This is a genomic window from Nonlabens sp. MIC269 (assembly GCF_001430865.1).
GTDB classification, from domain to species: domain Bacteria; phylum Bacteroidota; class Bacteroidia; order Flavobacteriales; family Flavobacteriaceae; genus Nonlabens; species Nonlabens tegetincola.
The window spans coordinates 1,066,719-1,091,637 of sequence record NZ_CP011373.1; the positions used below are offsets into that span (position 1 = coordinate 1,066,719).

At 37.6% G+C, this 24,919-nt stretch carries 18 protein-coding genes, 3 tRNA genes and 3 rRNA genes; 8 read left to right on the plus strand and 16 right to left on the minus strand.

The features are described 5' to 3' along the window. The first annotated feature begins 2 nt into the window (after positions 1-2). The 4 genes from AAT17_RS05030 (at position 3) to AAT17_RS05045 (ending at position 4,938) form a co-directional block, all read left to right on the plus strand. A complete protein-coding gene (locus AAT17_RS05030) occupies positions 3-1,682 on the plus strand; it encodes a peptidase domain-containing ABC transporter (protein ID WP_042279957.1) in 1,680 nt (559 codons plus the stop codon). After that, the gene (locus AAT17_RS05035; protein ID WP_060525004.1) at positions 1,675-3,030 is read left to right on the plus strand and encodes an HlyD family secretion protein; all 1,356 of its coding nucleotides are present in this window, start codon (positions 1,675-1,677) and stop codon (positions 3,028-3,030) included. The genes AAT17_RS05030 and AAT17_RS05035 overlap by 8 nt, the downstream gene beginning before the upstream one ends. A gap of 3 nt (positions 3,031-3,033) precedes the next feature. After that, complete coding sequence (locus AAT17_RS05040; RefSeq protein ID WP_082586905.1) at positions 3,034-4,482, plus strand: TolC family protein; 1,449 nt, start codon at positions 3,034-3,036, stop codon at positions 4,480-4,482. A 63-nt stretch (positions 4,483-4,545) separates the two neighbouring features. Next, a complete protein-coding gene (locus tag AAT17_RS05045; RefSeq protein WP_042279958.1) occupies positions 4,546-4,938 on the plus strand; it encodes a DUF4870 domain-containing protein in 393 nt (130 codons plus the stop codon). 89 nt (positions 4,939-5,027) lie between these two features. Here AAT17_RS05045 and AAT17_RS05050 read toward each other — a convergent pair. From AAT17_RS05050 to AAT17_RS05085, 8 genes are all read right to left on the minus strand, one after another. Further along, positions 5,028-5,102, minus strand: a tRNA-Val gene (locus AAT17_RS05050). 61 nt (positions 5,103-5,163) lie between these two features. Beyond that, positions 5,164-6,336 (minus strand): folylpolyglutamate synthase/dihydrofolate synthase family protein, encoded by a 1,173-nt coding sequence (locus AAT17_RS05055; RefSeq protein ID WP_060523159.1) that lies wholly within the window; start codon positions 6,334-6,336, stop codon positions 5,164-5,166. Between the two features lie 43 nt (positions 6,337-6,379). Beyond that, positions 6,380-7,201, minus strand: coding sequence for a hypothetical protein (locus tag AAT17_RS05060; RefSeq protein ID WP_060523160.1), 822 nt, complete (start codon positions 7,199-7,201; stop codon positions 6,380-6,382). 3 nt (positions 7,202-7,204) lie between these two features. Continuing rightward, positions 7,205-7,594 carry a biopolymer transporter ExbD gene (locus AAT17_RS05065; RefSeq protein ID WP_060523161.1) on the minus strand — a complete coding sequence of 130 codons (390 nt, stop codon included), beginning with the start codon at positions 7,592-7,594 and terminating at the stop codon, positions 7,205-7,207. A 2-nt stretch (positions 7,595-7,596) separates the two neighbouring features. Beyond that, complete coding sequence (locus AAT17_RS05070) at positions 7,597-8,289, minus strand: MotA/TolQ/ExbB proton channel family protein (RefSeq protein ID WP_105018570.1); 693 nt, start codon at positions 8,287-8,289, stop codon at positions 7,597-7,599. Between the two features lie 89 nt (positions 8,290-8,378). Further along, entirely contained in the window at positions 8,379-9,866 is a 1,488-nt protein-coding gene (nhaB, locus tag AAT17_RS05075) for a sodium/proton antiporter NhaB (protein WP_060523162.1), read from the minus strand. A 2-nt stretch (positions 9,867-9,868) separates the two neighbouring features. Further along, a complete protein-coding gene (locus AAT17_RS05080; protein WP_042280030.1) occupies positions 9,869-11,095 on the minus strand; it encodes a Glu/Leu/Phe/Val dehydrogenase dimerization domain-containing protein in 1,227 nt (408 codons plus the stop codon). 65 nt (positions 11,096-11,160) lie between these two features. Then, complete coding sequence (locus tag AAT17_RS05085; RefSeq protein ID WP_060523163.1) at positions 11,161-12,213, minus strand: anhydro-N-acetylmuramic acid kinase; 1,053 nt, start codon at positions 12,211-12,213, stop codon at positions 11,161-11,163. Positions 12,214-12,291: 78 nt separating this feature from the next. On the opposite strand from AAT17_RS05085, the gene AAT17_RS05090 reads away from it, so the two are divergent. Further along, on the plus strand, positions 12,292-13,434 hold the full coding sequence (locus tag AAT17_RS05090; RefSeq protein ID WP_060523164.1) for an acyl-CoA dehydrogenase: 1,143 nt from the start codon (positions 12,292-12,294) through the stop codon (positions 13,432-13,434). A gap of 99 nt (positions 13,435-13,533) precedes the next feature. Continuing rightward, the gene (galE, locus tag AAT17_RS05095) at positions 13,534-14,550 is read left to right on the plus strand and encodes a UDP-glucose 4-epimerase GalE (protein WP_060523165.1); all 1,017 of its coding nucleotides are present in this window, start codon (positions 13,534-13,536) and stop codon (positions 14,548-14,550) included. Here the strand turns inward: galE and AAT17_RS05100 are convergent. Beyond that, positions 14,547-15,002 (minus strand): GAF domain-containing protein, encoded by a 456-nt coding sequence (locus tag AAT17_RS05100; protein ID WP_060523166.1) that lies wholly within the window; start codon positions 15,000-15,002, stop codon positions 14,547-14,549. The genes galE and AAT17_RS05100 overlap by 4 nt on opposite strands. A 72-nt stretch (positions 15,003-15,074) precedes the next feature. Here AAT17_RS05100 and xrtF point away from each other — a divergent pair, with 72 nt between their 5' ends. Together xrtF and AAT17_RS05110 are read left to right on the plus strand one after the other, a co-directional pair. Beyond that, entirely contained in the window at positions 15,075-15,626 is a 552-nt protein-coding gene (gene xrtF, locus AAT17_RS05105) for an exosortase family protein XrtF (RefSeq protein ID WP_060523167.1), read from the plus strand. Next, the gene (locus tag AAT17_RS05110; protein WP_060523168.1) at positions 15,610-16,050 is read left to right on the plus strand and encodes an exosortase F system-associated protein; all 441 of its coding nucleotides are present in this window, start codon (positions 15,610-15,612) and stop codon (positions 16,048-16,050) included. Before xrtF ends, AAT17_RS05110 begins: the two co-directional genes overlap by 17 nt. Here the strand turns inward: AAT17_RS05110 and AAT17_RS05115 are convergent. From AAT17_RS05115 to AAT17_RS05145, 7 genes are all read right to left on the minus strand, one after another. Next, positions 16,036-16,746 (minus strand): hypothetical protein, encoded by a 711-nt coding sequence (locus AAT17_RS05115; RefSeq protein ID WP_060523169.1) that lies wholly within the window; start codon positions 16,744-16,746, stop codon positions 16,036-16,038. The two genes, AAT17_RS05110 and AAT17_RS05115, sit on opposite strands and share 15 nt — an antisense overlap. Positions 16,747-16,915: 169 nt before the next feature. Continuing rightward, positions 16,916-19,408, minus strand: a complete 2,493-nt coding sequence (locus AAT17_RS05120; protein WP_060523170.1) for a zinc-dependent metalloprotease — start codon at positions 19,406-19,408, stop codon at positions 16,916-16,918. Between the two features lie 112 nt (positions 19,409-19,520). Then, positions 19,521-19,628, minus strand: a 5S ribosomal RNA gene (gene rrf, locus AAT17_RS05125). An 80-nt stretch (positions 19,629-19,708) separates the two neighbouring features. After that, positions 19,709-22,522 (minus strand): 23S ribosomal RNA (locus AAT17_RS05130). Between the two features lie 140 nt (positions 22,523-22,662). Continuing rightward, positions 22,663-22,736: transfer RNA gene (locus tag AAT17_RS05135), tRNA-Ala, on the minus strand. A 133-nt stretch (positions 22,737-22,869) separates the two neighbouring features. After that, positions 22,870-22,943, minus strand: a tRNA-Ile gene (locus AAT17_RS05140). A 116-nt stretch (positions 22,944-23,059) separates the two neighbouring features. Next, positions 23,060-24,585, minus strand: a 16S ribosomal RNA gene (locus AAT17_RS05145). Together the 16S, 23S and 5S rRNA genes with 2 tRNA genes alongside form the textbook arrangement of a ribosomal RNA operon. Between the last annotated feature and the right edge of the window lie 334 nt (positions 24,586-24,919).

Consider the following 24,919-nt stretch of genomic DNA (forward strand, 5'->3'; position numbering starts at 1 on the left):
TCATGGCAAAAAACACTGATTTAAAAACTCCTTGGAAACGTTTTATAAGCATGTTGCAGCTGGATCGTAGAGATATAAAACAAATTTTGTTTTATGCGATTTTTGCTGGACTCGTTTCTTTGAGTTTACCGCTAGGAATTCAAGCAATTATAAATTTGATACAAGGAGCGCAAATTTCTACCTCGTGGATAGTCCTAGTTGTTCTGGTTACTCTAGGAGTTGCTTTTCAAGGAGCGTTACAACTCATGCAAATAAGAATTCTTGAAAATGTACAGCAAAAAATCTTTGCCCGTGCATCCTTTGAATTTGCATATCGCTTTCCTAAGATAAAGATGAAAGAATTACGCAATTATTATCCGCCAGAATTGGCAAACAGATTTTTTGACGTATTGACCGTACAAAAGGGATTAAGTAAAATATTACTGGATTTCCCTGCAGCCATCCTGCAAATTGTTTTTGGTATCATTCTCTTATCTTTTTACCATCCGTTTTTTATAATCTACGGTTTATTGCTATTAATTTTAGTATTAATCGTTTTTAGATTTACTGCTCGTAAAGGACTAGAGACTAGTTTAAAAGAAAGCAAACTGAAATACAAGGTAGCTCACTGGATTCAAGAAATTGCTCGTTCTATTGTTAGTTTCAAAATTTCTGGTAACACCACACTTGCAATGAATCGCAATGATGATTTAACAGCCTTGTACTTAAAAGCGCGTGAAGGTCACTTTAGAGTTCTAATAATCCAATTTTTACAAATGATCGGTTTCAAAGTACTTGTGACGGCTGGTCTATTGGTTATTGGTGGTTTACTAGTTCTTAATCAACAAATGAATATAGGTCAATTCGTAGCAGCAGAAATTATCATATTACTGGTAATAAGTTCAGTGGAGAAGTTGATCCTAGGATTAGAAACTTTTTATGATGTACTTACCTCACTAGAAAAGATAGGACAAGTTGTAGATAAAGAAATTGAAAATCAAGAAGGTGTAGATCCTTTTGAAAAGGAAAAACCACTTCATATAGAATTAGAGAAGTTAGGTATAACTACTCCTGAAGGTCAAGTAATTCTTAAGGACATTAATTTAATTATTAATGAAAAAGAGCGCATGATCATCGATGGACCATCAGGATCGGGTAAGACAACATTGCTTAAGTTAATCTCTACCATTGAAAGTCCAACTGAAGGAAGTATATATGTAAATGGTAATTGCACAAATGGAATATTTTTAAATAAATACCGCAAGCGAGTAGGCCAAGTATTACCAGAAAACCAAACCTTTGAAGGCACCATATTAGAGAATATTACTCTAAATGATTCCTCAATAAGTATTGATAAGGTTAATGAAGTTATTGAACAATTAGGATTGTTGCCGTTTGTCAAGAAAAACTCAGCAAGTTTAGATACTTTGATTTATTCACAAGGTAAACAAATACCACATACCATTGCTCGCAAGATTGTAATTGCGCGTGCCATTGTACACGAGCCCAAACTACTATTACTCAAAGATCCACTAGATCAATTTGATCCTGTTGAAGCAAAAGAAATTATAACCTACTTGTCATCACCAGATCGTCCATGGGCGCTAGTAGTAAGTTCAAAAAATCCTTTATGGAACACAGTGTGTAGTCATACTGTACATATTGAAAATGGAACCATTAAAAACAACAAACGCGATGCTTAATATTTCTAAAGACAGCCTATCAGATAAAGTGAGTCTTGAACAGTATAAGTCACACGACATCGCTTTTCACAAAAGACATTTTAGAGCTTTTAATAAATTCTTATATGGATTTGCTATCCTTGCCGTAATTATACTTTTTCTGCCTTGGACGCAAAACGTAACCGGTAACGGTTTTGTTACCACACTTACCCCAGATCAACGACCACAAACCGTACAATCTCAAATCCCAGGTCGAATTGAAAAATGGTACGTAAGAGAAGGTGATTTTGTTAACGCTGGCGACACGATCCTACGTATATCTGAAATAAAAACTGAATACCAAGATCCGTTATTAGTAGAACGTACGCAGCAACAAGCAGATGCCAAACAAGGTAGCGCAGGTAGTTATAGAACCAAAATTCAGGCACTAACTAATCAAATAAGCGCCTTACAACAAGAACTTCAACTCAAACTAGAACAAGGACGCAACAAGGTTGAACAAAGCAAGTACAAAGTAAGAGCAGATAGCACTGATCTTATTGCCATACGCAACAATTTTGAAATTGCACAACGTCAATATGATCGTGTAGTAGAACTTATACAGGATGGTCTTAAATCACGTGTAGACGTGGAAGATAAAAGAACCAAACAACAAGAAATGCAGGCTAAAGTCATCGCTCAAGAGAATAAACTACTTGCGAGTAGAAACGACCTGATTAACGCACAAGTTGAACTTAATAGACTACGAGCAAGCTATGCAGACAAAATAGCTAAAGCACAAAGTGATCGGGCAACAGCTGAAGGTTCCTTATTTCAAGCACAGGCCGATGTGGCAAAACTTGAAAATCAAACCAGTAGTTATCGTATTAGAAATAGCTTGTACTACGTACTAGCGCCACAAAATGGTTATATCAATAAAGCGATAAAAGGTGGTATAGGAGAAACTTTTAAAGAAGGTGAAAAACTTGTAGGGATCATGCCTGCAGATTATGATCTAGCCGTAGAAACCTTTGTAGAGCCCTTGGACTTGCCTCTTATTCATCTAGGTGAAGAGGTTCGTGTACAATTCGATGGATGGCCAGCAATATTTTTTAGCGGTTGGCCCAATGCTTCTTTTGGAACGTATGGTGGTAAAGTAGTGGCTGTAGAAACTTTTATCACTCCAGAAAATGGGAAATTTAGAGTTCTAATTGCTCCAGATCCTCAAGATCACGAGTGGCCAGAAAATCTAAGAGTTGGTTCTGGTGCTTATACTATCGCATTGTTAGAAGATGTACCTATTTGGTATGAAATCTGGAGGCAGCTCAACGGCTTTCCTCCTAATTACTACCAGCCCGACGATAAACCAGACTCCAAAGACAAGAAATAATTTATGAAACGTCATATAACACTATTGTTTTTTGTTATTCTCGCTTTCGCGAAAGCGTACTCTCAAAACTTTCTAGATCAAGCCGGTAATTATACTCCTGTATGGCAAGTACAACCAGCCGATTCACTTGATTTAATGAGTTTTCAAGAGTACCTAGCTTTTGTAAAACAACATCATCCAGTTATGAAGCAAGCAAACTTGCAGCTAAATATGGGTGAAGCTAACTTATTGAAAGCACGAGGAGCATTTGATCCCAAAATTGAAGCGATAAAGGACCGCAAGAAGTTTAAGAACACAGAATACTACGACGAGTTCTATGCAGCATTTAAAATACCAACCTGGTATGGAATTGAATTAAAAGGAACTTTTGAACAAAATACAGGTACATTTTTAGACCCTAGTCTTACCGTTCCAGATGATGGGCTCTATGGAGCAGGCGTCTCTTTTTCACTAGCGCAAGGGCTTTTAATCAATGAGCGCATGGCCGATTTAAGAAGAGCAAAATTCTTTATTAATCAAACCAAAGCAGAAAGAGATCTAATTTTAAACGACCTCATATTTGAAGCTAGTAAAGCTTATTTTAGATGGTTACAAGCAAGTAATGAACGTTTAATTTATGAGAACTTTCTGGAAAATGCCGAAATTCGATTCCAAGGAATTAAAAGACAAGTTGAGGTAGGTGATAAAGCCGCTATCGATAGTGTTGAGGCTAAAATAGCTTTTCAAAATCGCGTTCTTTTACTAGAGGCCGCAAAATTAAAACAGCAAAAAGCTAGACTAGAAGCAAGTAACTTTCTATGGATCGATAATGTTCCAGTAGAACTGAGAGAAGATTTAAGACCTGTTGTACCGCAACGAGAAATGATAGCTGCAAGTTTGCAATTAGAAGGTATTACTGTATCGACTGATAGTTTAGACCAACATCCTAAAATACGTAGTATTGATGCTAAATTAAATGGTTTACAAGTTGATCGCAGGCTTAAACAAAACAAACTATTACCCAAGATAAATCTTGAGTATAATTTTCTCACACCTGACGGAGGCGAATTAAACAGTTTTAACACCAGTAATTACAAGTTCGGTCTTAACGCTAGCTTCCCTCTTTTTTTAAGAAAAGAACGTGGAGACCTTAGGTTGGCTTCTATCAAAATCCAAGATACTGAATTAGAAAGAGCTGCTACCCAGTTAGAACTTAGAAATAAAATAGAAGCTGTAAGCGTAGAAATCACTTCTCTGGACGAACAGAATAGGCTCATCAACGAGATTGTATCCAATTACCAAGTAATGCTCAATGGTGAGCTACGTATGTTTCAAATAGGAGAAAGTAGCGTGTTCCTAATCAATACAAGAGAACAAAAGCTGATTGAAGCAACCCTAAAAGCCAATGAACTTTTGATCAAATCCTACAACGCCACAGCAAGTTTATATAATGCTCTAGGTATAGTAGAATAAGGTACGAGTCTAATAGATTGTAACAAAATCATTTTTTTTCTACATATAAATAAAAAAAGAATCATGAATCAACCTTATCAAACTACATCAGAATATCACTCTCATTCCTATAAGCCGTGGGGAATGGAACAAAATCAATTTTGCTTACTAATGCACTTGTCTCAATTTGCAGGGTGGATTGTTCCTTTTGGTGGGATTATTTTTCCAATAATTATGTGGTCTACAAATAAGGATTACAGTCAAAAGGTGGATTTACACGGTAAAGAAATACTTAATTTTATGATATCTTATTTTCTATATAGCATCATAAGTATATTCCTTATGTTCTTTATCATAGGATTTATTACCATCTTCTTGGTAATGATATGCAGTTTTATATTTACTATTATAGGAGCAATAAAAGCCAGCAATGGTGAATTATATAGATATCCATTGACGATTCGTTTTATTTCCTAATGAATCAAAGCAAGCAGATAACTATTCACTGAAAAATAAAACTTAATTAAATAAAAAAGGTCTTCATTTCTGAAGACCCTTTTTCTTTGTGGGCGCGAAGGGATTCGAACCCCTGACCCCTTGGGTGTAAACCAAGTGCTCTGAACCAACTGAGCTACGCGCCCTAAAGCGGTTGCAAATATACAACCCTTTTTTGTTTCTCCAACTATTTTTTAATGAAAAAAATTAAAAAATTTCTGCCACCACAAAAGTGCTTCCTGTAACTATCACAGCATCACCTTCCTGCGCTTTTTCAATAGCTACTTTTTTTGCTGTTTTCACATCATTTATTACTTCAAAACTTCTATTAAGTTCCTCAAAGTATTTAGAAAGAACCTCAACCGGCATTGCTCTACTTACTGTTGCTTGTGTAAGAATATAATAGGCAGTAGGTGGTAATAACTTTATAACCTTTAAAGCATCTTTATCGCTTACCATACCTATTACGATATACAGTTTATCGAATTGCTCTTTGTTGATTTGTTTCATCAACGCCTTCACTCCTGCTACATTATGGGCAGTATCGGCAATTACTAATGGATGAGTGCTTAATTTAGTGTATCTACCATAAAAACTAGTGTTAATAGAAACCTTATTACAACCTTTCTTTATATGATTCTCATCAATGTTAAATGCGTAAAGAGTATCTAGTAATTTGAGCGTAGTTACAGCTGTACGCAAATTATCTTTTTGATACCAGGCAGAAAGATCACTTACGGGAGCTTTTAATTTATGGTTTACTTGATGATAAGAAGCGTTTATGTTTTGTGCGCTTTCGCGAAAGCGAGATCTTAATAGACTTCTACGTTCACCTACAACAACAGGAACATTAGGCTTGATAATCCCTGCTTTTTCCATAGCAATTTTAGGCAAAGTATTACCCAATATTGCGGTGTGGTCCTTGTCTATACTAGTAATGACAGAAATCAATGGAGTAATGATGTTAGTTGAATCTAATCTACCACCCAATCCAACTTCAATTATCCCAATATCAACTTGTCTCTCCTTAAAGTATTGAAAAGCCATACCTACTGTCATCTCAAAAAAAGACAGCTGATTGGACTCAAAAAAATCTTTATTTAATGAAATAAAATCAACAACAAATTGCTTTTCACAAGGTTTACCATTGATTTTAATACGTTCTCTAAAATCGCGTAAATGAGGTGAGGTATAAAGACCAACTTTGTAACCAGCTTCTTGCAACACACTAGCTAGAATGTGACAGGTACTTCCTTTACCATTAGTTCCTGCTACATGAATACTAGGAAATGAAAGATGAGGATGTTTTAAATGTTTATCTAGTTTTTGGATATTAGATAAGTCTGCCTTGTAAGCGACCTTACCTACCTTTTGATACATCGGTAATTGGTTGAACAACCAATTTAACGTCTTTTGATATTTACTACTCACCTAATTTAAAGATGACTTCTATGAAACCTATTTGAATTTCTTTAGTAGCGTCTGGAGCGGCAGTAAACTTCCAGGTTTTAGCAGTTTTAGTTGCAGCGTCTAACAAACACTGTGCTCTGTTTGAAGTTCCTTTTTTTCCTGCTGTTGCCTTTACAACTTCACCAGATCTATTGACTTCAATTTCGACAATTACCTTTCCGCTCTCATTACATTCTGGCGGCACTCCTTGACCACGTATTTTACCTCTTCCTTTAAGACCGTAACCCTTACCACCTTGACCTAATCCCGGATCTCCATAATAGGTATTTGCATATGGATCTCCGTTCAACTGACCTTTGTTCCCAGGACCGTCACCTGGCCCTTCACCATTATTATTTTCTCCATCAATTTCATCGGCTCCGGTTACAGAACCTATAGCATTAAGAACATCAGAACTAGGTTTAGGATCTTCCTTTACCGGTTCAGTTTGTGGTTTGGGATCTGTTTTCACAGGTTTGGTTGATGTTTCTACATCAGGACTGCTATTAATAACAGGCGCATCTTCAATTTCTTGAGTAGCGATATTTTCCTCATTAGACTGCGCAGGTTGCGGTTGAGAGGTTTGAGTAACTGGGGTAACCTTAGTAGGTTTTGCAGGTTCTACTGGTCCAGATCCTACTGCTGTGTTTCCAAAGTTTACAGCGATTCCACTTTCTGGTGGTGGATCGAGTTCTTTTAAAACCGTCACAAAAGTAAACACCAATAACAGCACACTCATCAAAACACTTGTAATGATGAAAGACTTACGTTTTTCTCTGGTGTCTAAAAATCCCATCTTTTAAGGTTTTACAGCTAAAATTATTTTGTACTTATTACGATTTGCGATATCCATAACCGTGACAGCTTTTTGTAAAGCTACTTCATTATCTGCTCTTAATATAATGGTAGGATCTTCTTGATTTTCCATTACAGAAAGCAGCTCTTGCTCGATCGCATTTTCCTCTACTTGTTCACTGTTTACAAAAAACAGACCATCTTTTGAAATACTCACCGAGGCGTTTTGAACATTGGAGGATTTACCTTTAGCCTTTGGTAAAATTAAATCCAGAGCTTCTGGTGTGATGGATGGCGAAGTAAGTAGAAAAAATACTAGCAATAGAAATACGATATCAGTCATCGATGACATCGAGAATTCAGGACTTACTTTATTTCTTCCTCTTAAATTCATAATTAAGCTGGTTCATTTAGTAAATCAAGGAAATCAACTGCGTTTGCTTCCATTTGATGAACCACTTTATCTGTTTTAACAACTAAATGATTATATCCAATGTAAGCGATGATACCAACAATTAAACCAGCTACAGTCGTGGTCATTGCAGTATAAATACCTTCGGCTAGGGTTCCCATTTCAGCTTGCCCACCACTGTTTGCAAGAGTATGAAAAGCAAGCACCATACCTATTACAGTTCCCAAAAATCCAATCATTGGAGCGGCTCCTGCAATAGTAGCCAAAATACTTACATTCTTTTCTAATTTGTAAACTTCTAATTTACCAGCATTTTCTATGGCGCTATTGATATCCTCGAGCGGTGACCCTATGCGGCTTATACCTTTCTCCGTCAACCTTGCTACTGGAGAATCTTCTTTGGCGCATAGCATCTTTGCAGCATCTAAATTTCCATTCGTAACTTGATCTTTAATTTGAAGCATAAAGTTTTTATCAATCTTACTAGAAGCCTTTATCTTAAATAAACGCTCAAAGTATATATAAAGTGCTACAAAAAGTAACACTATCAATATAGCAATTACGATAGTTCCTGCCACTCCACCGCTTACAATAAGGTCATAAAGAGATAGGGTTTTCTCTTCTATTACTGGTTCTACAGCGTCAGTAATTCCTGCTGATTCTTGAATCATACTCATTAATATATTGTTTGATTGATAACGTAGGATAAACATAAACATTATACACCTACTTAAAACAAAGTCTAAAATTAGTTATTTACAAGGTTTTAAAGAGTAAGAATAACACAGGTTAAACCTACTATCGTTAAAACTATAGTGTAAGGTAATGCCATTTTTACCATTTTACCATATGATAAGTTAATTACTGGAGATAATGCCGATGTCAATAAAAATAAAAACGCTGCCTGACCATTAGGTGTAGCCACACTTGGTAAATTAGTTCCTGTATTTATTGCTATGGCAAGATGTTCATATGTTTCTCTATCAATAACACCGTTTTGATGAGCAGCTGCCACTTCATTAATGTAAACAGTGGCCACAAATACGTTATCTGATATCATACTTAAGAATCCATTAGCTAGATAGAAGATCGCAGGTTGACTGCTAGGGTCTTGGTGTAAGGCCCAATCAATTATTGGAGCAAACAAATGTTGATCGTGTATCATTGCTACAATCACAAAAAACACAACTAATAAACCTGTAAAAGGTAACGCCTCTTCAAAAGCTTTTCCTAGGCTGTGCTCATCTGTAATTCCCATAAATGCAGTTTGAATTACTATTAAACCTAAACCTATAAAACCTACTGGCGCAATATGTAGAGCTAGCCCTGTGATTAATAATACCGCAGACACTGCTTGAACGATCAAAGCGTACTTTTCTTTTTCGGTACGTTCAGAATCACGCTTTTCCATCCAGCCTTCAATAATTTGTCTTACCACTGGTGGCATTTTTTCACCAAATCCAAATGTTTTGGTAGTTTCTAATAATACGGTTGTTAATATACCGGCGATAAATACTGGAATAGTAATCGGTGACATTTTTAGGAAGAAATCAATAAAGTTCCAATCCATCTTGGCACCTATAAGTAGGTTTTGAGGTTCTCCAACTATGGTACACACACCACCAAGAGCGGTACCTACCACACCATGCATTACAAGACTACGTAGAAAGGATCTAAACTTCTCAAGGGTTTCACCACTTAATTGTTTCCTATCCAAAGTATCATCATCATCAAGATCTAGGTCGCTAGAATGAATCTTATGGTAAACATTATAAAATCCTAACCCTACACTAATAAGAACAGCCGTCACGGTCAATGCATCAAGAAATGCACTTAGTACCGCACTCAAAAACACAAAGAATAGGGATAATAAAAGCTTAGATTTAATTTTAGTAAAAACCTTAACAAAAATGTACATAAGAAGCGGTTTCATAAAGTAAATACCAGCTACCATAAAGACCAATAACAGGATCACTTCTAAGTTTTGAGAAACTTCTGCATACACACCGTGATCAGATCCTGGATGACCAGGACTGGTGAGTCCTAATGCCAGTACCTGAATAGCTAGTAATCCACCAGATTGTAGTGGATAACATTTTAAGGCCATGGCCAGACAGAAAATAAACTCTGCAATAAACACCCAACCCATTACGGTTCCAGGTAAAATAAAGTAACCAATGGTATTGAAAACTAAAAAAGCTATCATAGTCCACTTAAACCAATGTGGACTGTTTCCTAAAAAGTTTTTAAACATAATTATACTAATTGTTTTAAAGCTAGCTCAAATGCGGTTGAGCTGATTTGTTGTTTTGAACTATTATGATCGTAAATGTTTTGAATTGCATTACGTATTGTCATACTAGTATCGTTAAAAATTGCATCGTCAGTCATTTGCACACGACGCTCCATAAAATAGGCAAACACTCTTGCCATACCACAGTTGGAAATAAAATCTGGAATAAGACTCACTTTCTCATCTGTATGCTCCATGATAGGACCAAAGAAAATTTCTTTATCAGCAAATGGTACATTTGCTCCACAAGAAATCACTTCAAGACCACTATCTATCATTTGATCAATTTGATTTTGACTTATTAATCTCGAGGCTGCACATGGTGCAAAAATTTGAGTATTAAGCTCCCAAATTTTTTCGTTGACCTCTTCAAACGGAATAAGTGAAGATGCTCTTAAGGTGTTCCCGTCTTTATTTAAGAATAATTCTCTTATCTCTTCAAAACTAAAGCCATCTTCATTAATTAAACCACCTACTCTATCTATAATCCCTACGACTTTGGCACCCATTTGAGCCAAATAATAAGCCGCAGCGCTACCTACATTACCAAAGCCTTGTACAACAGCACGCTTACCTTTAACATCACCACCAAAAATATTGTAGTAATGCTTAACAGCTTCTGCTACTCCGTAACCCGTAATCATATCGGCAACAGTATACTTACGAGAAACATCAGGTGAAAACTCTGGATTTTCAATTACTTTGATTACACCATGTCGTAATTGTCCAATTCTATTGATTTTATCGGCTTCAGTTGGAGAAAAATGTCCATTAAAAACACCTTCTTGTGGATGCCATACACCGCTGTCTTCAGTAATAGGAATTACTTCATGAATTTCATCAACGTTTAAGTCACCACCAGTTCCATAATAGCTTTTAAGAAGTGGGGAAACTGCTTTGTACCAACGTTCCAAAACCCCTTTTTTACGTGGATCTTGTGGATCAAAGTTGATCCCAGATTTTGCACCACCAATCGCTGGTCCAGAAACAGTAAATTTGATTTCCATCGTTTTTGCTAGGGAAAGCACCTCATTCTTGTCCAGACCTTGTCTCATACGAGTACCACCACCAGCTGCGCCTCCTCTTAGACTATTAATCACTGTCCAACCTTCAGCCTCGGTTTCTGGGTCGTTCCAGTGAAAAACTATTTCTGGCTGCGCTTCCTCGTAGCGTTTAAGCAATTCCTTCATATAGTTAGTAGAATTTGTACAAATATAATCTAGCTAGATGAAGAAAAAGCAGGTTTTACAATTTCTTAAGGAAGGTAAATTTGACCACTTGAATGATCATGTCGTGAACCTGTCACGCTACTTAAGCAATTTACTTGATTACGCAATCGAAGTACTCCTAACAGCCCAAAGATTAATGCTTCTTTGTACTCTACTATCTTTGATTCTGGAATAACGAGATCACCGTCATAATGATATCTAATTCTATCCATCAAATATGTATTAAAAGCACCACCACCTGTACAAATAATTCTTTTTTTAGACGTGATAACTTTTGATATTTGTATCGCTACATGTTCTACAAAAGTGGCAAGAACATCCTTTATATCGTAATTCTGTAATAAAGGAAACACATATTGATTAACCCATTCTATACCTAGTGACTTCGGTGGATTCATTCCATAATAAGGTATATCATTCAATTTATCGAGTAAAGGAGTTTGTACTTTTCCCGCTTTCGCGAAAGCGCCATCCTCATCATACTCCTTACCCAACAGCATCGAAAAATGATTAATTACTGTATTAACTGGACAAATATCATAAGCGATACGACCATCACGAGAATCATGACTAATATTTGCAAAACCGCCTAAATTTAAACAGTAATCATAATCGTTGAATAGAATCTGATCTCCTATAGGAACTAATGGTGCTCCTTGCCCACCAAGCAAAATATCCTGGACTCTAAAATCGCAAACAACTCGATGACCGATAATGGACGCTATCTCTGGAAGATTTCCTATTTGAAGGGTATATCCTTGTTCTGGCTTGTGAAAAATAGTATGACCGTGAGAACAAACGGCTATTAAGTCTTCAATAGGATTTTGATCGAGGTATTTTTTAACAAGTTGACCTAAGTATAAGGTATATTCCTTATTGAGATTTTTAATTTCTAAAGAAGAACTATGTACAGCCTCACTCAATCTACGTTTCCATAGAGCGGAATACGGAATACAAACTGCATTACAAATTGTAAAGGTCCACTGTTTTTCACGTACTAATTGAACGTGTGCAATATCTACACCATCTAATGATGTACCTGACATGACTCCTAAAACGTTATAGTACTGATGATTCATAGGTATTTTATGAGGTAAAAAGGTGTAAACAAGTTAAATTTGCAAACTTAAAAATAACTCAAACAATATAGAACTATCATGGATTTTGGCCTTACTGAAGAGCATTTAATGATTAGAGATGCGGCAAGAGATTTTGCACGTACAGAATTACTTCCTGGTGTTATAGAAAGGGATACTCACCAAAGATTCCCTGCAGAACAGGTAAAAAAAATGGGTGAACTAGGATTTCTAGGTATGATGGCCGACCCTAAGTATGGTGGTGGTGGAATGGACACAATTTCTTATGTCCTTGTGATGGAAGAGCTTTCAAAAATTGACGCAAGTGCATCTGTGATCGTATCGGTTAACAACTCACTAGTTTGTTGGGGACTGGATACTTACGGTAACGAAGCTCAAAAAGAGAAATATTTAACTAAACTTACAACAGGTGAATCTATAGGTGCATTTTGTTTAAGTGAGCCTGAAGCTGGTAGTGATGCAACTTCACAAAAAACTACTGCTATTGACAAAGGTGACCATTATGTACTTAATGGTACTAAAAACTGGATCACTAACGGAAGTACCGCAGACTATTACCTAGTAATTGCACAAACCGATCGCGAGAAAAAACACCGTGGAATTAACGCTTTTATTGTAGAAAAAGGTTGGGACGGTTTTGAAATCGGTGTTAAAGAAGATAAATTAGGAATTAGAGGTAGTGATACTCATTCATTAATTTTTAATGATGTAAAAGTTCCTAAAGAAAATAGGATAGGTGAAGATGGATTTGGATTCAAATTTGCCATGAAAACTTTATCTGGTGGTCGTATAGGGATTGCTGCTCAAGCATTGGGAATAGCAAGTGGAGCTTATGAACTTGCTAGAGATTATTCTAAAGTAAGAAAAGCTTTTGGTACAGAAATTTGTAACCACCAAGCAATCGCCTTTAAACTGGCTGATATGTATACCAATATTACTGCAGCACGTCATATGGTAATGCAAAGTGCTTGGGATAAGGACATGGGTAATAACTATGATGTAAGTGGTGCAGCAGCAAAATTATTTGCATCGCAAGTTGCTATGGAAACCAGTGTAGAGGCTGTACAAATTCATGGCGGTAACGGTTATGTGAAGGAATATCACGTAGAGCGTTTAATGAGAGATGCAAAAATCACTCAAATCTATGAAGGTACAAGTGAAATACAGAAAATCGTAATTTCAAGAGCTTTACTTAGAGATTAATTTTCCCCTTATATTTTGATAAGAAATGCTGTTCCTGTGTGAGCAGCATTTTTTGTTTATGGTTACTTCATGTAGAGAAGTTCGTTTACATTTGCTTTTATGAAAATATTAGTAACAGGCGGTTTAGGATATATAGGTTCACACGTTGTTGTAGAACTACTGGAATTAAATTATGAGGTTGTAATCATCGATAATCTATCTAATTCTAGAAAAGATGTTTTGGATAGAATCAAGAAAATATCTAAAAAAGAACCTTCCTTTTATCAAATTGATTTAAGAGATAAAAATCAAGTTAACGATCTGTTTACTAGAGAAAAAAATATAGACGGAGTAATTCATTTTGCAGCGTCTAAAGCAGTAGGTGAAAGTGTAGAGAACCCTTTACTCTATTACGAAAACAATATTAATGCATTAGTAAATTTACTTCAACAACTTAAGGATAAAGACATTTCTTTTATTTTCAGTTCTTCTTGTACCGTATATGGACAAGCAGATGTTATGCCTATCACAGAAGAAGCTCCTATAAAACCAGCAGCTTCTCCTTATGGTAATACTAAGCAAATAGGTGAAGAAATAATTAATGATCTTTGTAAAACAAGTTCTACTTTCAAATGTATAAGTCTAAGATATTTTAATCCTATAGGAGCTCATGAGAGTTGCCTAATCGGCGAATTACCAAATGGCATTCCTCAAAATCTTGTTCCTTACATTACTCAAACTGCTATAGGAATAAGAGAGCAGCTTTCTATTTTTGGACAAGATTATCCTACTAGAGATGGAACTGCAATTAGAGATTATATCCATGTGGTTGACCTAGCCAAGGCTCATATAGCTGCACTTGAAAGATTATTGAATAATAATTCACAATCTAAATTTGAAACCTTTAATATAGGTACAGGCACTGGTAATACAGTTCTAGAAGTAGTGAAAACCTTTGAAAAAGCAACTGGTCTAGAACTTAACTATAAAATAGTGAATCGTAGACCAGGTGATGTAATTGAAGCTTATGCAGATACCAGCAAGGCTAATAATATTTTAAATTGGAAAGCCGTGCATTCCTTAGAATCTGCATTATCCAGTGCTTGGGAATGGGAAAAAGCTATTCGCAAGGTTTAAATGATAGCTGCAATTTGTTCGTTTACCCATTCTAAAAAACGCTCGTCCTTTTCGTCAAATGCTTTTGGTGTATTGCTATCAATATCAATTTGACCTATGTTCTTACCATTTTTAAACATTGGAATTACCACTTCACTTTTTACATATATGCTACAAGCTATATAGTTATCCTGGGCAGTAACATCGTCAACCACAAAATTTTGATTAGATACAGCCACTTGCCCACAAATACCTTTACCAAATGGAATAACCGTATGGTCAGTAGGCTCACCAGCTTGTGCCCATAAATGCAATGTCGGTTCGGACTCATGAGCCATATAAAAACCAACCCAATCGTAAGTTTCCAGGTTAACTTGAAGCAATTCACAAACGGCTTGCATTTTATCCTTTACTGTACCATTAGAACTTCCTATGATTTTAAGAACAGCTGGTTTCAATTCGTTTATATTCATTGTAGTATTTTTGAAGCTACAAAACTAATATCCACAGCTGATTACTTAACAGTTTTAACATAGAATATACAAATGCTTTCATCACTTAGACCTTATATACCTGTGTTTAAATTTGTTGCAGTTTTTGGAGGACTGTATATCGGGCTCTCAATCATCTATTATTTTTATTTGAGTTTTGATTATGGCAGTTATCACTATCCTGACCCAATTACTTCTCAAATTAGTTTCCAGACACAAGAGTTATTAAGTTTAATAGGTTATAATGCGCAAACAATGAATAGTGCAGGACATCCATCTGTAGCTGTTTACTCTAATGAACAACTCTTATTTAGAATTATTGAAGGGTGTAATGCAGTAAGTGTTATGATCTTGTTTTGCGCGTTTATTCTCGCTTTCGCGAAAGCGTGGAAAAAAACTATACTATTTCTATTAATTGGAGTAGGAATAATATACGTCATCAACCTTACCCGATTGGTGTTATTAGGAATTATCTATGCCGATTATCCGGCCTATACTCATGTGTCCCATGAGATAATTTTTCCAGCTATAATCTATGGAACCACTGTTTTATTGTGGTTGTATTGGCTCAAAAAACCAAAATCCAAACATGTACCAACTATATAGATACTTATTAATTATTCTATTAATCGGGTTATTAATAAGTGTAAGAGTTTTTGAAGATTTATTATTTATAGATGAATTAAAACAATTCTATCTATCAGATTTTCAAAACATGAGCTTGCCATCTATTAATATAGTAACAACAGGATTTTATACGACTCTGCGATACGCCATTAATTCCCTTATTTCATTGGGTATTATTTGGCTTTTGTATAAAAAATTAGATTATATAAAGGCTGCACTATGGGTTTATGTATTTACCTATGTTATTTTAATGACTTCCTTTATTGCGCTTTTACACTCATCTCCAGACTCTTCAAAGATGATAATATTTTATATCAGACGTTTTTTAATTCATCCATTATTACTCTTTGTGCTTACGGCAGGCTTTTATTTTTTATCAAATAAAAAGTTAGTGCAAGAATAGTCTAGTTCCATTTTCATCAGATGTTTTGTGGACAACAACAATGAATTTATTATTGTTATTAACCGCACATTGCGTCCAAGATGACTTTATAAGGGCTATTTGGATTTTCACATCAATTTCCCTTGATAAAGACTCAACTACTTCTGTTTTATTGATAGTTTGATCATCATTAAAAACGACTGCATAAATTCCAATCAATTTTGAATTTGATTTTATGAGGATATTTTGTAGAGTAGCACTAAATTGTATATTATCATTGAATTGAGTGCAAAAAGTCCTAGAATCTGTGATCAACTTATGATGTTTACGAAGCATTCGATACTTGTTCAATTCTGTCACAAAGTCTGAATCCTCAGCAAACTTATTTCTTAGACAAGGTTTAGAAATTAGTTGCCCGTTATCCAAATTTCCGAATATCAAAAGTTCATCATTTGCTTTTAGATACAATCTACATTTATCGTTATTGATGTTGTTACCAACTTCTTGTTGTACAATCAGAGAGTTGTTTTTTGGACCTTTTAATATTTCTAAAATATCAAAACGTACGTAATCTTGATTCTCAATAGGGTAGTTATAGTACACTTCATTTATGCGTACATGAGCGATAAAGTCAACATTTTTGTAATCTGTAGCAATATTTTCTCTAAAACAAACACAAGATTGAGAAGCGCCGTAGGCGGAATAAAATATACTCAAAAAAAAGGCGAAAAGAACTTTGTTCAATATTTTAATATTTATAAGAATGAGTTACATCTAAAAAACACAACAATAAGACAAGGTAAGCCTTAAATTGAAATAAATACATTGTTAAATTAAAAAAGGTATGATTTTCATCATACCTTTTTTTTTCTAGTAAAACTTAAAACTAATCATTTGGATTAAGAATATCATCTATTCGTTCTTTTAAGTCATTTAGATGGTATTTAGTCATCTCGTCCGATGTTCGATTAGAAGCTCTTGTAACATCTCTTAATAATGTTTTAAGTTGTGCTCTAACAATAGGTCTTATATCACTTTGAGAGACATCAACACTACTTTGACCAGCAAACGCTCTTACTCGAGCTGGTAATTTAGGTTGTTCGTTATTCATAATAAATTCTAGACGTTCTATATAAGCACGTTGTAAGTTACGTCTATATCGATCTATTTTTTGTCCGCGTTTCAACTCACTGAACAATCCCGATCTAAGATCATTCATCATTTCCAATAAACCATATCCGTTTGAACCATTAACCTCTTCATTCTCCATTAATCTTGACATTCTGCCAAAATCCAATAAATTATTAAGGGTTCTAGTTTGAACACCTCTAATTCTTTCTATTGCACCGTCAGATTCAATTTTATTGAAAATATTTTGATCAATTAACCATTTAGGTGTTGAAAATAATTGTTCATTTAAGAACTTCATAGCTCTCGTTTGCTTATCTCTACTTGCATGCTCATATACAGCTCCGTCTTGTTGACCATAAGCTTTATACGTTTCTTTTACCCCACCAATATTGGCAGTTACGTGGCCCATGTATCGATTATACTGTCCTAATAACTGATCGTACATAGATTTTAATTCACTATAATTTTCACCTTCTTCACCCGTCCATTCGATAAGATTAGGAACGATGCGCTGTAAATTTTTGATACCGTATTCACTAGCTCTCATAGAGTCATCACCAAGATCTTCCGTTTGACTAGTGTGATCAACAACACCGAATTGCTGTCTTCCGAAACGGTACATAGGATCTCCTGCTTTTTCATTTATCCAGGAATCTAAAATTTCTTTCTCTTCTTCATCTGTCTTATCTAATATTGGTTTATAACCCCACATGATTGAATATTTATCATACGGACCAATATTAGGCATTAGGGCAACATCACCATCTTCCGGTTGAGCTACATAATTAAATCTTGCGTAATCCATTATGGATGGTGCAGTACCATATTTTTTGGTGAATTCTGCATCCCTTAAATTTTCAACAGAATAAGCTATTGAACTTCCCATATTATGTGGTAGTCCTAACGTGTGACCAACCTCATGTGCACTAACGAATCTTATAAGCCTACCCATAACTTCATCATCAAATTTATTCATTCTGGCTTCAGGATTAATTGCCGCAGTTTGAATGAAGAACCAATTATGTAAAAGAGTCATTACATTATGATACCAGTTAATATCACTTTCAAGAATTTCACCACTTCTAGGGTCACTAACATGAGGTCCATTAGCATTAGGTATAGGTGATGCTAGGTATCTTACTGTTGAAAAACGCACATCCTCCGGACTCCAATCCGGATCTTCTTCTTTACTTGGTGGGTCTTTAGCGATAATTGCCTCTTTAAACCCAGCTGCCTCAAATGCCACTTGCCAGTCTTCAATACCCTGCTTGATAAATTTTCTCCATTTCTGCGGAGTGGCTGGATCTATATAATAAACAATTTGCTTTTTAGGAATAACCAACTCTCCATTAAGGAATTTTTGCTTGTCCTCCTCTCTAACTTCTAATCTCCATCTATCTAAATAGCGAACAGTTTTGGTTTTTTGTTCATCTAATCCATAATCTTGTTGACCTCTTGCAAACCATCCTACACGTTGATCAAAATAACGACGCTTCATAGGCGTTTTAGGTAACAAAATCATTGAATTACTAATTTCAAGTGATATTGATTGAACACTTGAATTGGATGGTGGATCAGAGGAAAAATATGTTTTAACATGCCTCGATTCTATATTGAGTGGATAAGATCTTAAGGTGTCAATATAAGAACGACTATCATCTAACCTAGTTATTTTGTAGCGTTTTCTAGAGTTTTGAGGAAATCCAATCGCCTTAACATCCTTATTGAAAAAATTAGTAACATCAATAACTAGGTTATTAGATAAACTATCCTTTTTAATTGCCTTAATTGGAAAACTGTAAAGGATTGGTTCAAAATTAGAATTTTCAACCGCTAAACTTACTGGTAAAGAATCGTTAGCTACAATTTGATGAGAAACAACTCTTAGCAAGATATCATTTTTATTTCGTTGCCATCTCAAGGTTTGAGTATTTTGTTTACCGCCACCAAAACCAATTCCAGAAGCAGTTTTTGCAATACGCGTCACCATCAACATTTCTCTATTTAATAAAGAATCGGGTATTTCATAATAGTATTTATCCTCCAAAAAGTGTACGGAGAAAAGACCTGGATCTGTTTGAGCTTTAGAGGTAATTACCTTGTTATAAGGTTGCATACCACCTTTCTTTTTGCCTTTAGAACTAGCAACAACTTGAGATTTTGAGCCTTTTGCTTTCGAAGAAGTACTACAACCTTGGGTAGTTATCAATACTAAGGAAAGAAAACTCAAAAAAAGATATTTTTTCATGAATTATAAATTTCAAGAAAAATACACCATAGATATTTAAGAAGTTCCTAAGATATCGTTAACAAATTTTACCACAACAAAAAACCCTTATCGAATTGATAAGGGTTTTAAAAGAAGGCGGCGACATACTCTCCCACAAATGCAGTACCATCTGCGCTAATGGGCTTAACTTCTCTGTTCGGAATGGTAAGAGGTGAGCCCCATTGCTATAACCACCTTAAAGGTTTCAGTTAAATTAAAATAATCCAACTGTATATGTTGACATTTTGAAAAGTTCAAAATCAATACAAGTAGATAGAGGTATCTAAGCTTACGGGTAATTAGTATCACTCGGCTATGACATTACTGCCTTTACACCTATGACCTATCAACGTGGTAGTCTCCCACGACCCTTTAAAGAAATCTCATCTTGTGATGGGTTTCGCGCTTATATGCTTTCAGCGCTTATCCCTTCCCGACGTAGCTACCCAGCAATGCCCCTGGCGGAACAACTGGTAGACCAGCGGTCAGTCCAACTCGGTCCTCTCGTACTAAAGTCAGATTCACTCAAATTTCTAGCGCCCACTACAGATAGAGACCGAACTGTCTCACGACGTTCTGAACCCAGCTCGCGTGCCACTTTAATGGGCGAACAGCCCAACCCTTGGGACCTTCTCCAGCCCCAGGATGTGACGAGCCGACATCGAGGTGCCAAACCCCCCCGTCGATGTGAGCTCTTGGGGGAGATCAGCCTGTTATCCCCGGCGTACCTTTTATCCTTTGAGCGATGGCCCTTCCATGCGGAACCACCGGATCACTATGCTCTTGTTTCCAACCTGATCGACCTGTATGTCTCTCAGTCAAGCTTCCTTATGCCATTGCACTCTACGCACGGTTACCAAGCGTGCTGAGGAAACCTTTAGAAGCCTCCGTTACTCTTTTGGAGGCGACCACCCCAGTCAAACTACCCACCAAGCAATGTCCCCATTTCTGGGTTAGATTTCAAATAAGCAAAGGGTGGTATTTCAACAATGACTCCACAACGCCTGGCGACGTCATTTCATAGTCTCCCACCTATCCTACACATTACTTATCCAAAATCAATACTAAGCTATAGTAAAGGTGCACGGGGTCTTTTCGTCCCGTAGCGGGTAATCGGCATCTTCACCGATACTACAATTTCACCGAGCTCATGGCTGAGACAGTATCCAAATCGTTACACCATTCGTGCAGGTCGGAACTTACCCGACAAGGAATTTCGCTACCTTAGGACCGTTATAGTTACGGCCGCCGTTTACTGGGGCTTCAATTCAGATCTTCGCCGAAGCTAAACCCTCCTCTTAACCTTCCAGCACCGGGCAGGTGTCAGGCCCTATACTTCATCTTTCGATTTTGCAGAGCCCTGTGTTTTTGATAAACAGTCGCTTGGATCTTTTCACTGCGCCCTATTAAATAGGGGACCTTTCTCCCGAAGTTACAGGTCTATTTTGCCTAGTTCCTTAGCCATGAATCACTCGAGCACCTTAGAATTCTCATCCCAACCACCTGTGTCGGTTTACGGTACGGGCTGCTTCACTTGCTTTTCTTGGAAGTTGCTCCTCTGGATTATCCACGTAGCCGTAGCCTTGTGGTACTATCCCAACCTTAACAGTTGGTTCAACGTACATTTCCGTCAGTACGCACCAAATTCACACCTCCGTCACTTTTATTGTGAGCAGGTACAGGAATATTAACCTGTTATCCATCCACTTCCCCGTTCGGGTACGCGTTAGGACCCGACTAACCCTCAGCTGATTAGCATAGCTGAGGAAACCTTGGTCTTTCGGTGAGAGGGTTTCTCGCCCCCTTTATCGTTACTTATGCCTACATTTTCGTTTCTAATCGTTCCAGCAAACCTCACAGTTCACCTTCAACACAATTAGAATGCTCTCCTACCACTCTCAATGGAGTCCATAGCTTCGGTAGTATGTTTATGCCCGATTATCATCCATGCCGTACCGCTCGACTAGTGAGCTGTTACGCACTCTTTAAATGAATGGCTGCTTCCAAGCCAACATCCTAGCTGTCTAAGCAGTACAACCTCGTTTTTTCAACTTAACATACATTTGGGGACCTTAGCTGATGGTCTGGGTTCTTTCCCTTTCGGACATGGACCTTAGCACCCATGCCCTCACTGCTGATCATCATTTTATAGCATTCGGAGTTTGTCAGGAATTGGTAGGCGGTGAAGCCCCCGCATCCAATCAGTAGCTCTACCTCTATAAAACTAAATCAACGCTGCACCTAAATGCATTTCGGAGAGTACGAGCTATTTCCGAGTTTGATTGGCCTTTCACCCCTACCCACAGGTCATCCGAAGACTTTTCAACGTCAACCGGTTCGGGCCTCCACTGTGTGTTACCACAGCTTCACCCTGCCCATGGGTAGATCACACGGTTTCGCGTCTACCACTACTAACTATCGCGCCCTATTCAGACTCGCTTTCGCTACGGCTCCGTGTCTGAAACACTTAACCTTGCTAGCAACGGTAACTCGTAGGCTCATTATGCAAAAGGCACGCCGTCACCCGAAGGCTCCGACCGCTTGTAAGCGTATGGTTTCAGGTTCTTTTTCACTCCCTTATTCAGGGTTCTTTTCACCTTTCCCTCACGGTACTGGTTCACTATCGGTCTCTCAGGAGTATTTAGCCTTAGCGGATGGTCCCGCTAGATTCATACAGGGTTTCCCGTGCCCCGCACTACTCAGGATACTACTATTAATAACTAAAATTACCAATACAGGGCTATCACCTTCTTTGGCTCCTCTTTCCAAAGGATTCTTATTCTTTTAGCATCAAATACCGTAGTCCTACAACCCCAATTAGGCCGTAACCTAATTGGTTTGGGCTTTTCCGCGTTCGCTCGCCACTACTGACGGAATCACTATTGTTTTCTCTTCCTCCGGCTACTTAGATGTTTCAGTTCACCGGGTTTGCTCCATTACTGGTGACATGTCTTCAACATGCCGGGTTGCCCCATTCGGAAATCTGCGGATCACATCGTATGTGCCAATCCCCGCAGCTTATCGCAGCTTATCACGTCCTTCATCGCCTCTGAGAGCCTAGGCATCCCCCATACGCCCTTATTTGCTTATGATACCTATTACTATACAACGATATATAGTAATATTATTTTTTCTATCTTGTATTAATCCTAATTAATATTAGAACTAATGCTCGTTTTGATCTTTTCAAAATGTCAATGAACGTTTAATGATTAATCTCTACTAATCATTCGTGGAGAATATCGGAGTCGAACCGATGACCTCCTGCGTGCAAGGCAGGCGCTCTAGCCAGCTGAGCTAATTCCCCATGACGAATCCTAAATACTGAATTCAGAATATCGAATTTAGAATCCTCAACCTCTAGAATTTCCATTAAAATTCTATAAATGAACTTTATCTCTTAGCTATAATTATCTACTCAATAACTACCTAAGACATCGTAGTCTCAGGCAGACTCGAACTGCCGACCTCTACATTATCAGTGTAGCGCTCTAACCAGCTGAGCTATGAGACTGAGTGTCTTGCGACTATTTCTTGATTGACTTGCTTTTTAAAATAAACACACACTAATTGAGTGTTAAAGATCTTGAAACTATCCCTTGTTTCGTTCCATTATTTCAGGAACTCCAGAAAGGAGGTGTTCCAGCCGCACCTTCCGGTACGGCTACCTTGTTACGACTTAGCCCCAGTTACTAGTTTTACCCTAGGCAGCTCCTTTCGGTCACCGACTTCAGGCACCCCCAGCTTCCATGGCTTGACGGGCGGTGTGTACAAGGCCCGGGAACGTATTCACCGCATCATGGCTGATATGCGATTACTAGCGATTCCAGCTTCACGCAGTCGAGTTGCAGACTGCGATCCGAACTGAGATAGGGTTTGTAGATTCGCTCCTTCTCGCGAAGTGGCTGCTCTCTGTCCCTACCATTGTAGCACGTGTGTAGCCCAGGACGTAAGGGCCGTGATGATTTGACGTCATCCCCACCTTCCTCACGGTTTGCACCGGCAGTCTCTCTAGAGTCCCCACCATTATGTGCTGGCAACTAGAAATAGGGGTTGCGCTCGTTATAGGACTTAACCTGACACCTCACGGCACGAGCTGACGACAACCATGCAGCACCTTGCAATATGTCCGAAGAAAAATCTGTTTCCAAATCTGTCATACTGCATTTAAGCCCTGGTAAGGTTCCTCGCGTATCATCGAATTAAACCACATGCTCCACCGCTTGTGCGGGCCCCCGTCAATTCCTTTGAGTTTCATTCTTGCGAACGTACTCCCCAGGTGGGTTACTTATCACTTTCGCTTGGCCACTCAGATCTCAATCGATCCAAACAGCTAGTAACCATCGTTTACGGCGTGGACTACCAGGGTATCTAATCCTGTTCGCTCCCCACGCTTTCGTCCATCAGCGTCAATATATTGTTAGTGATCTGCCTTCGCAATCGGTATTCTATGTAATATCTAAGCATTTCACCGCTACACTACATATTCTAACCACTTCACAATAATTCAAGATAACCAGTATCAATGGCAGTGCCGGAGTTGAGCCCCTGCATTTCACCACTGACTTAATTACCCGCCTACGGACCCTTTAAACCCAATGATTCCGGATAACGCTTGCACCCTCCGTATTACCGCGGCTGCTGGCACGGAGTTAGCCGGTGCTTATTCTTACGGTACCGTCAAACAATCACACGTGACTGTATTTCTTCCCGTACAAAAGTAGTTTACAACCCATAGGGCCGTCTTCCTACACGCGGCATGGCTGGATCAGAGTTGCCTCCATTGTCCAATATTCCTCACTGCTGCCTCCCGTAGGAGTCTGGTCCGTGTCTCAGTACCAGTGTGGGGGATCTCCCTCTCAGGACCCCTACCTATCGTCGCCATGGTGAGCCGTTACCTCACCATCTAGCTAATAGGACGCATACCCATCTATTACCGTAACCTTTAATTATTAAATGATGCCATCTTATAATTCTATGAGGTATTAATCCAAATTTCTTCGGGCTATCCCTCAGTAATAGGTAGGTTGTATACGCGTTACGCACCCGTGCGCCGGTCGCCATCAGATAGCAAGCTATCTATGCTGCCCCTCGACTTGCATGTGTTAGGCCTGCCGCTAGCGTTCATCCTGAGCCAGGATCAAACTCTTCATCGTAGAATCTTTTAAAGATCATTTATTAGAATAATTCCAAAAACCTCTTTTAAGAACCCTCAATTAGCGTACATGTGTCTATTTTTATTTTCTTACCAATACTTGCCTTTGTATTAATCAATACAAAAACAGTATCGCTGTGCTGTCAATCATTATTTTCAATGAACTACTTCAAAATATCTAGACCGAAAATTTGATGCGAAATCCTCACAATCCGCTACAAATATTTTCAATCTTTTTGAAGAACTATCGCTTTATTTAAACATCGTTGTTTCCCAAAGCGGGTGCAAATATACACACACTTTTTCTTACCAAACAAACTTTTATGACAAAAAAA

Excerpts from the sequence above, each read along its gene's own strand:
- AAT17_RS05030 (WP_042279957.1), top strand. The coding sequence starts at position 3 with ATGGCAAAAAACACTGATTTAAAAACTCCTTGGAAACGTTTTATAAGC.
- AAT17_RS05035 (WP_060525004.1), top strand. The coding sequence starts at position 1,675 with ATGCTTAATATTTCTAAAGACAGCCTATCAGATAAAGTGAGTCTTGAA.
- AAT17_RS05040 (WP_082586905.1), top strand. The coding sequence starts at position 3,034 with ATGAAACGTCATATAACACTATTGTTTTTTGTTATTCTCGCTTTCGCG.
- AAT17_RS05045 (WP_042279958.1), top strand. The coding sequence starts at position 4,546 with ATGAATCAACCTTATCAAACTACATCAGAATATCACTCTCATTCCTAT.
- AAT17_RS05055 (WP_060523159.1), bottom strand. The coding sequence starts at position 6,336 with ATGTATCAAAAGGTAGGTAAGGTCGCTTACAAGGCAGACTTATCTAAT.
- AAT17_RS05060 (WP_060523160.1), bottom strand. The coding sequence starts at position 7,201 with ATGGGATTTTTAGACACCAGAGAAAAACGTAAGTCTTTCATCATTACA.
- AAT17_RS05065 (WP_060523161.1), bottom strand. The coding sequence starts at position 7,594 with ATGAATTTAAGAGGAAGAAATAAAGTAAGTCCTGAATTCTCGATGTCA.
- AAT17_RS05070 (WP_105018570.1), bottom strand. The coding sequence starts at position 8,289 with ATGAGTATGATTCAAGAATCAGCAGGAATTACTGACGCTGTAGAACCA.
- nhaB (WP_060523162.1), bottom strand. The coding sequence starts at position 9,866 with ATGTTTAAAAACTTTTTAGGAAACAGTCCACATTGGTTTAAGTGGACT.
- AAT17_RS05080 (WP_042280030.1), bottom strand. The coding sequence starts at position 11,095 with ATGAAGGAATTGCTTAAACGCTACGAGGAAGCGCAGCCAGAAATAGTT.
- AAT17_RS05085 (WP_060523163.1), bottom strand. The coding sequence starts at position 12,213 with ATGAATCATCAGTACTATAACGTTTTAGGAGTCATGTCAGGTACATCA.
- AAT17_RS05090 (WP_060523164.1), top strand. The coding sequence starts at position 12,292 with ATGGATTTTGGCCTTACTGAAGAGCATTTAATGATTAGAGATGCGGCA.
- galE (WP_060523165.1), top strand. The coding sequence starts at position 13,534 with ATGAAAATATTAGTAACAGGCGGTTTAGGATATATAGGTTCACACGTT.
- AAT17_RS05100 (WP_060523166.1), bottom strand. The coding sequence starts at position 15,002 with ATGAATATAAACGAATTGAAACCAGCTGTTCTTAAAATCATAGGAAGT.
- xrtF (WP_060523167.1), top strand. The coding sequence starts at position 15,075 with ATGCTTTCATCACTTAGACCTTATATACCTGTGTTTAAATTTGTTGCA.
- AAT17_RS05110 (WP_060523168.1), top strand. The coding sequence starts at position 15,610 with ATGTACCAACTATATAGATACTTATTAATTATTCTATTAATCGGGTTA.
- AAT17_RS05120 (WP_060523170.1), bottom strand. The coding sequence starts at position 19,408 with ATGAAAAAATATCTTTTTTTGAGTTTTCTTTCCTTAGTATTGATAACT.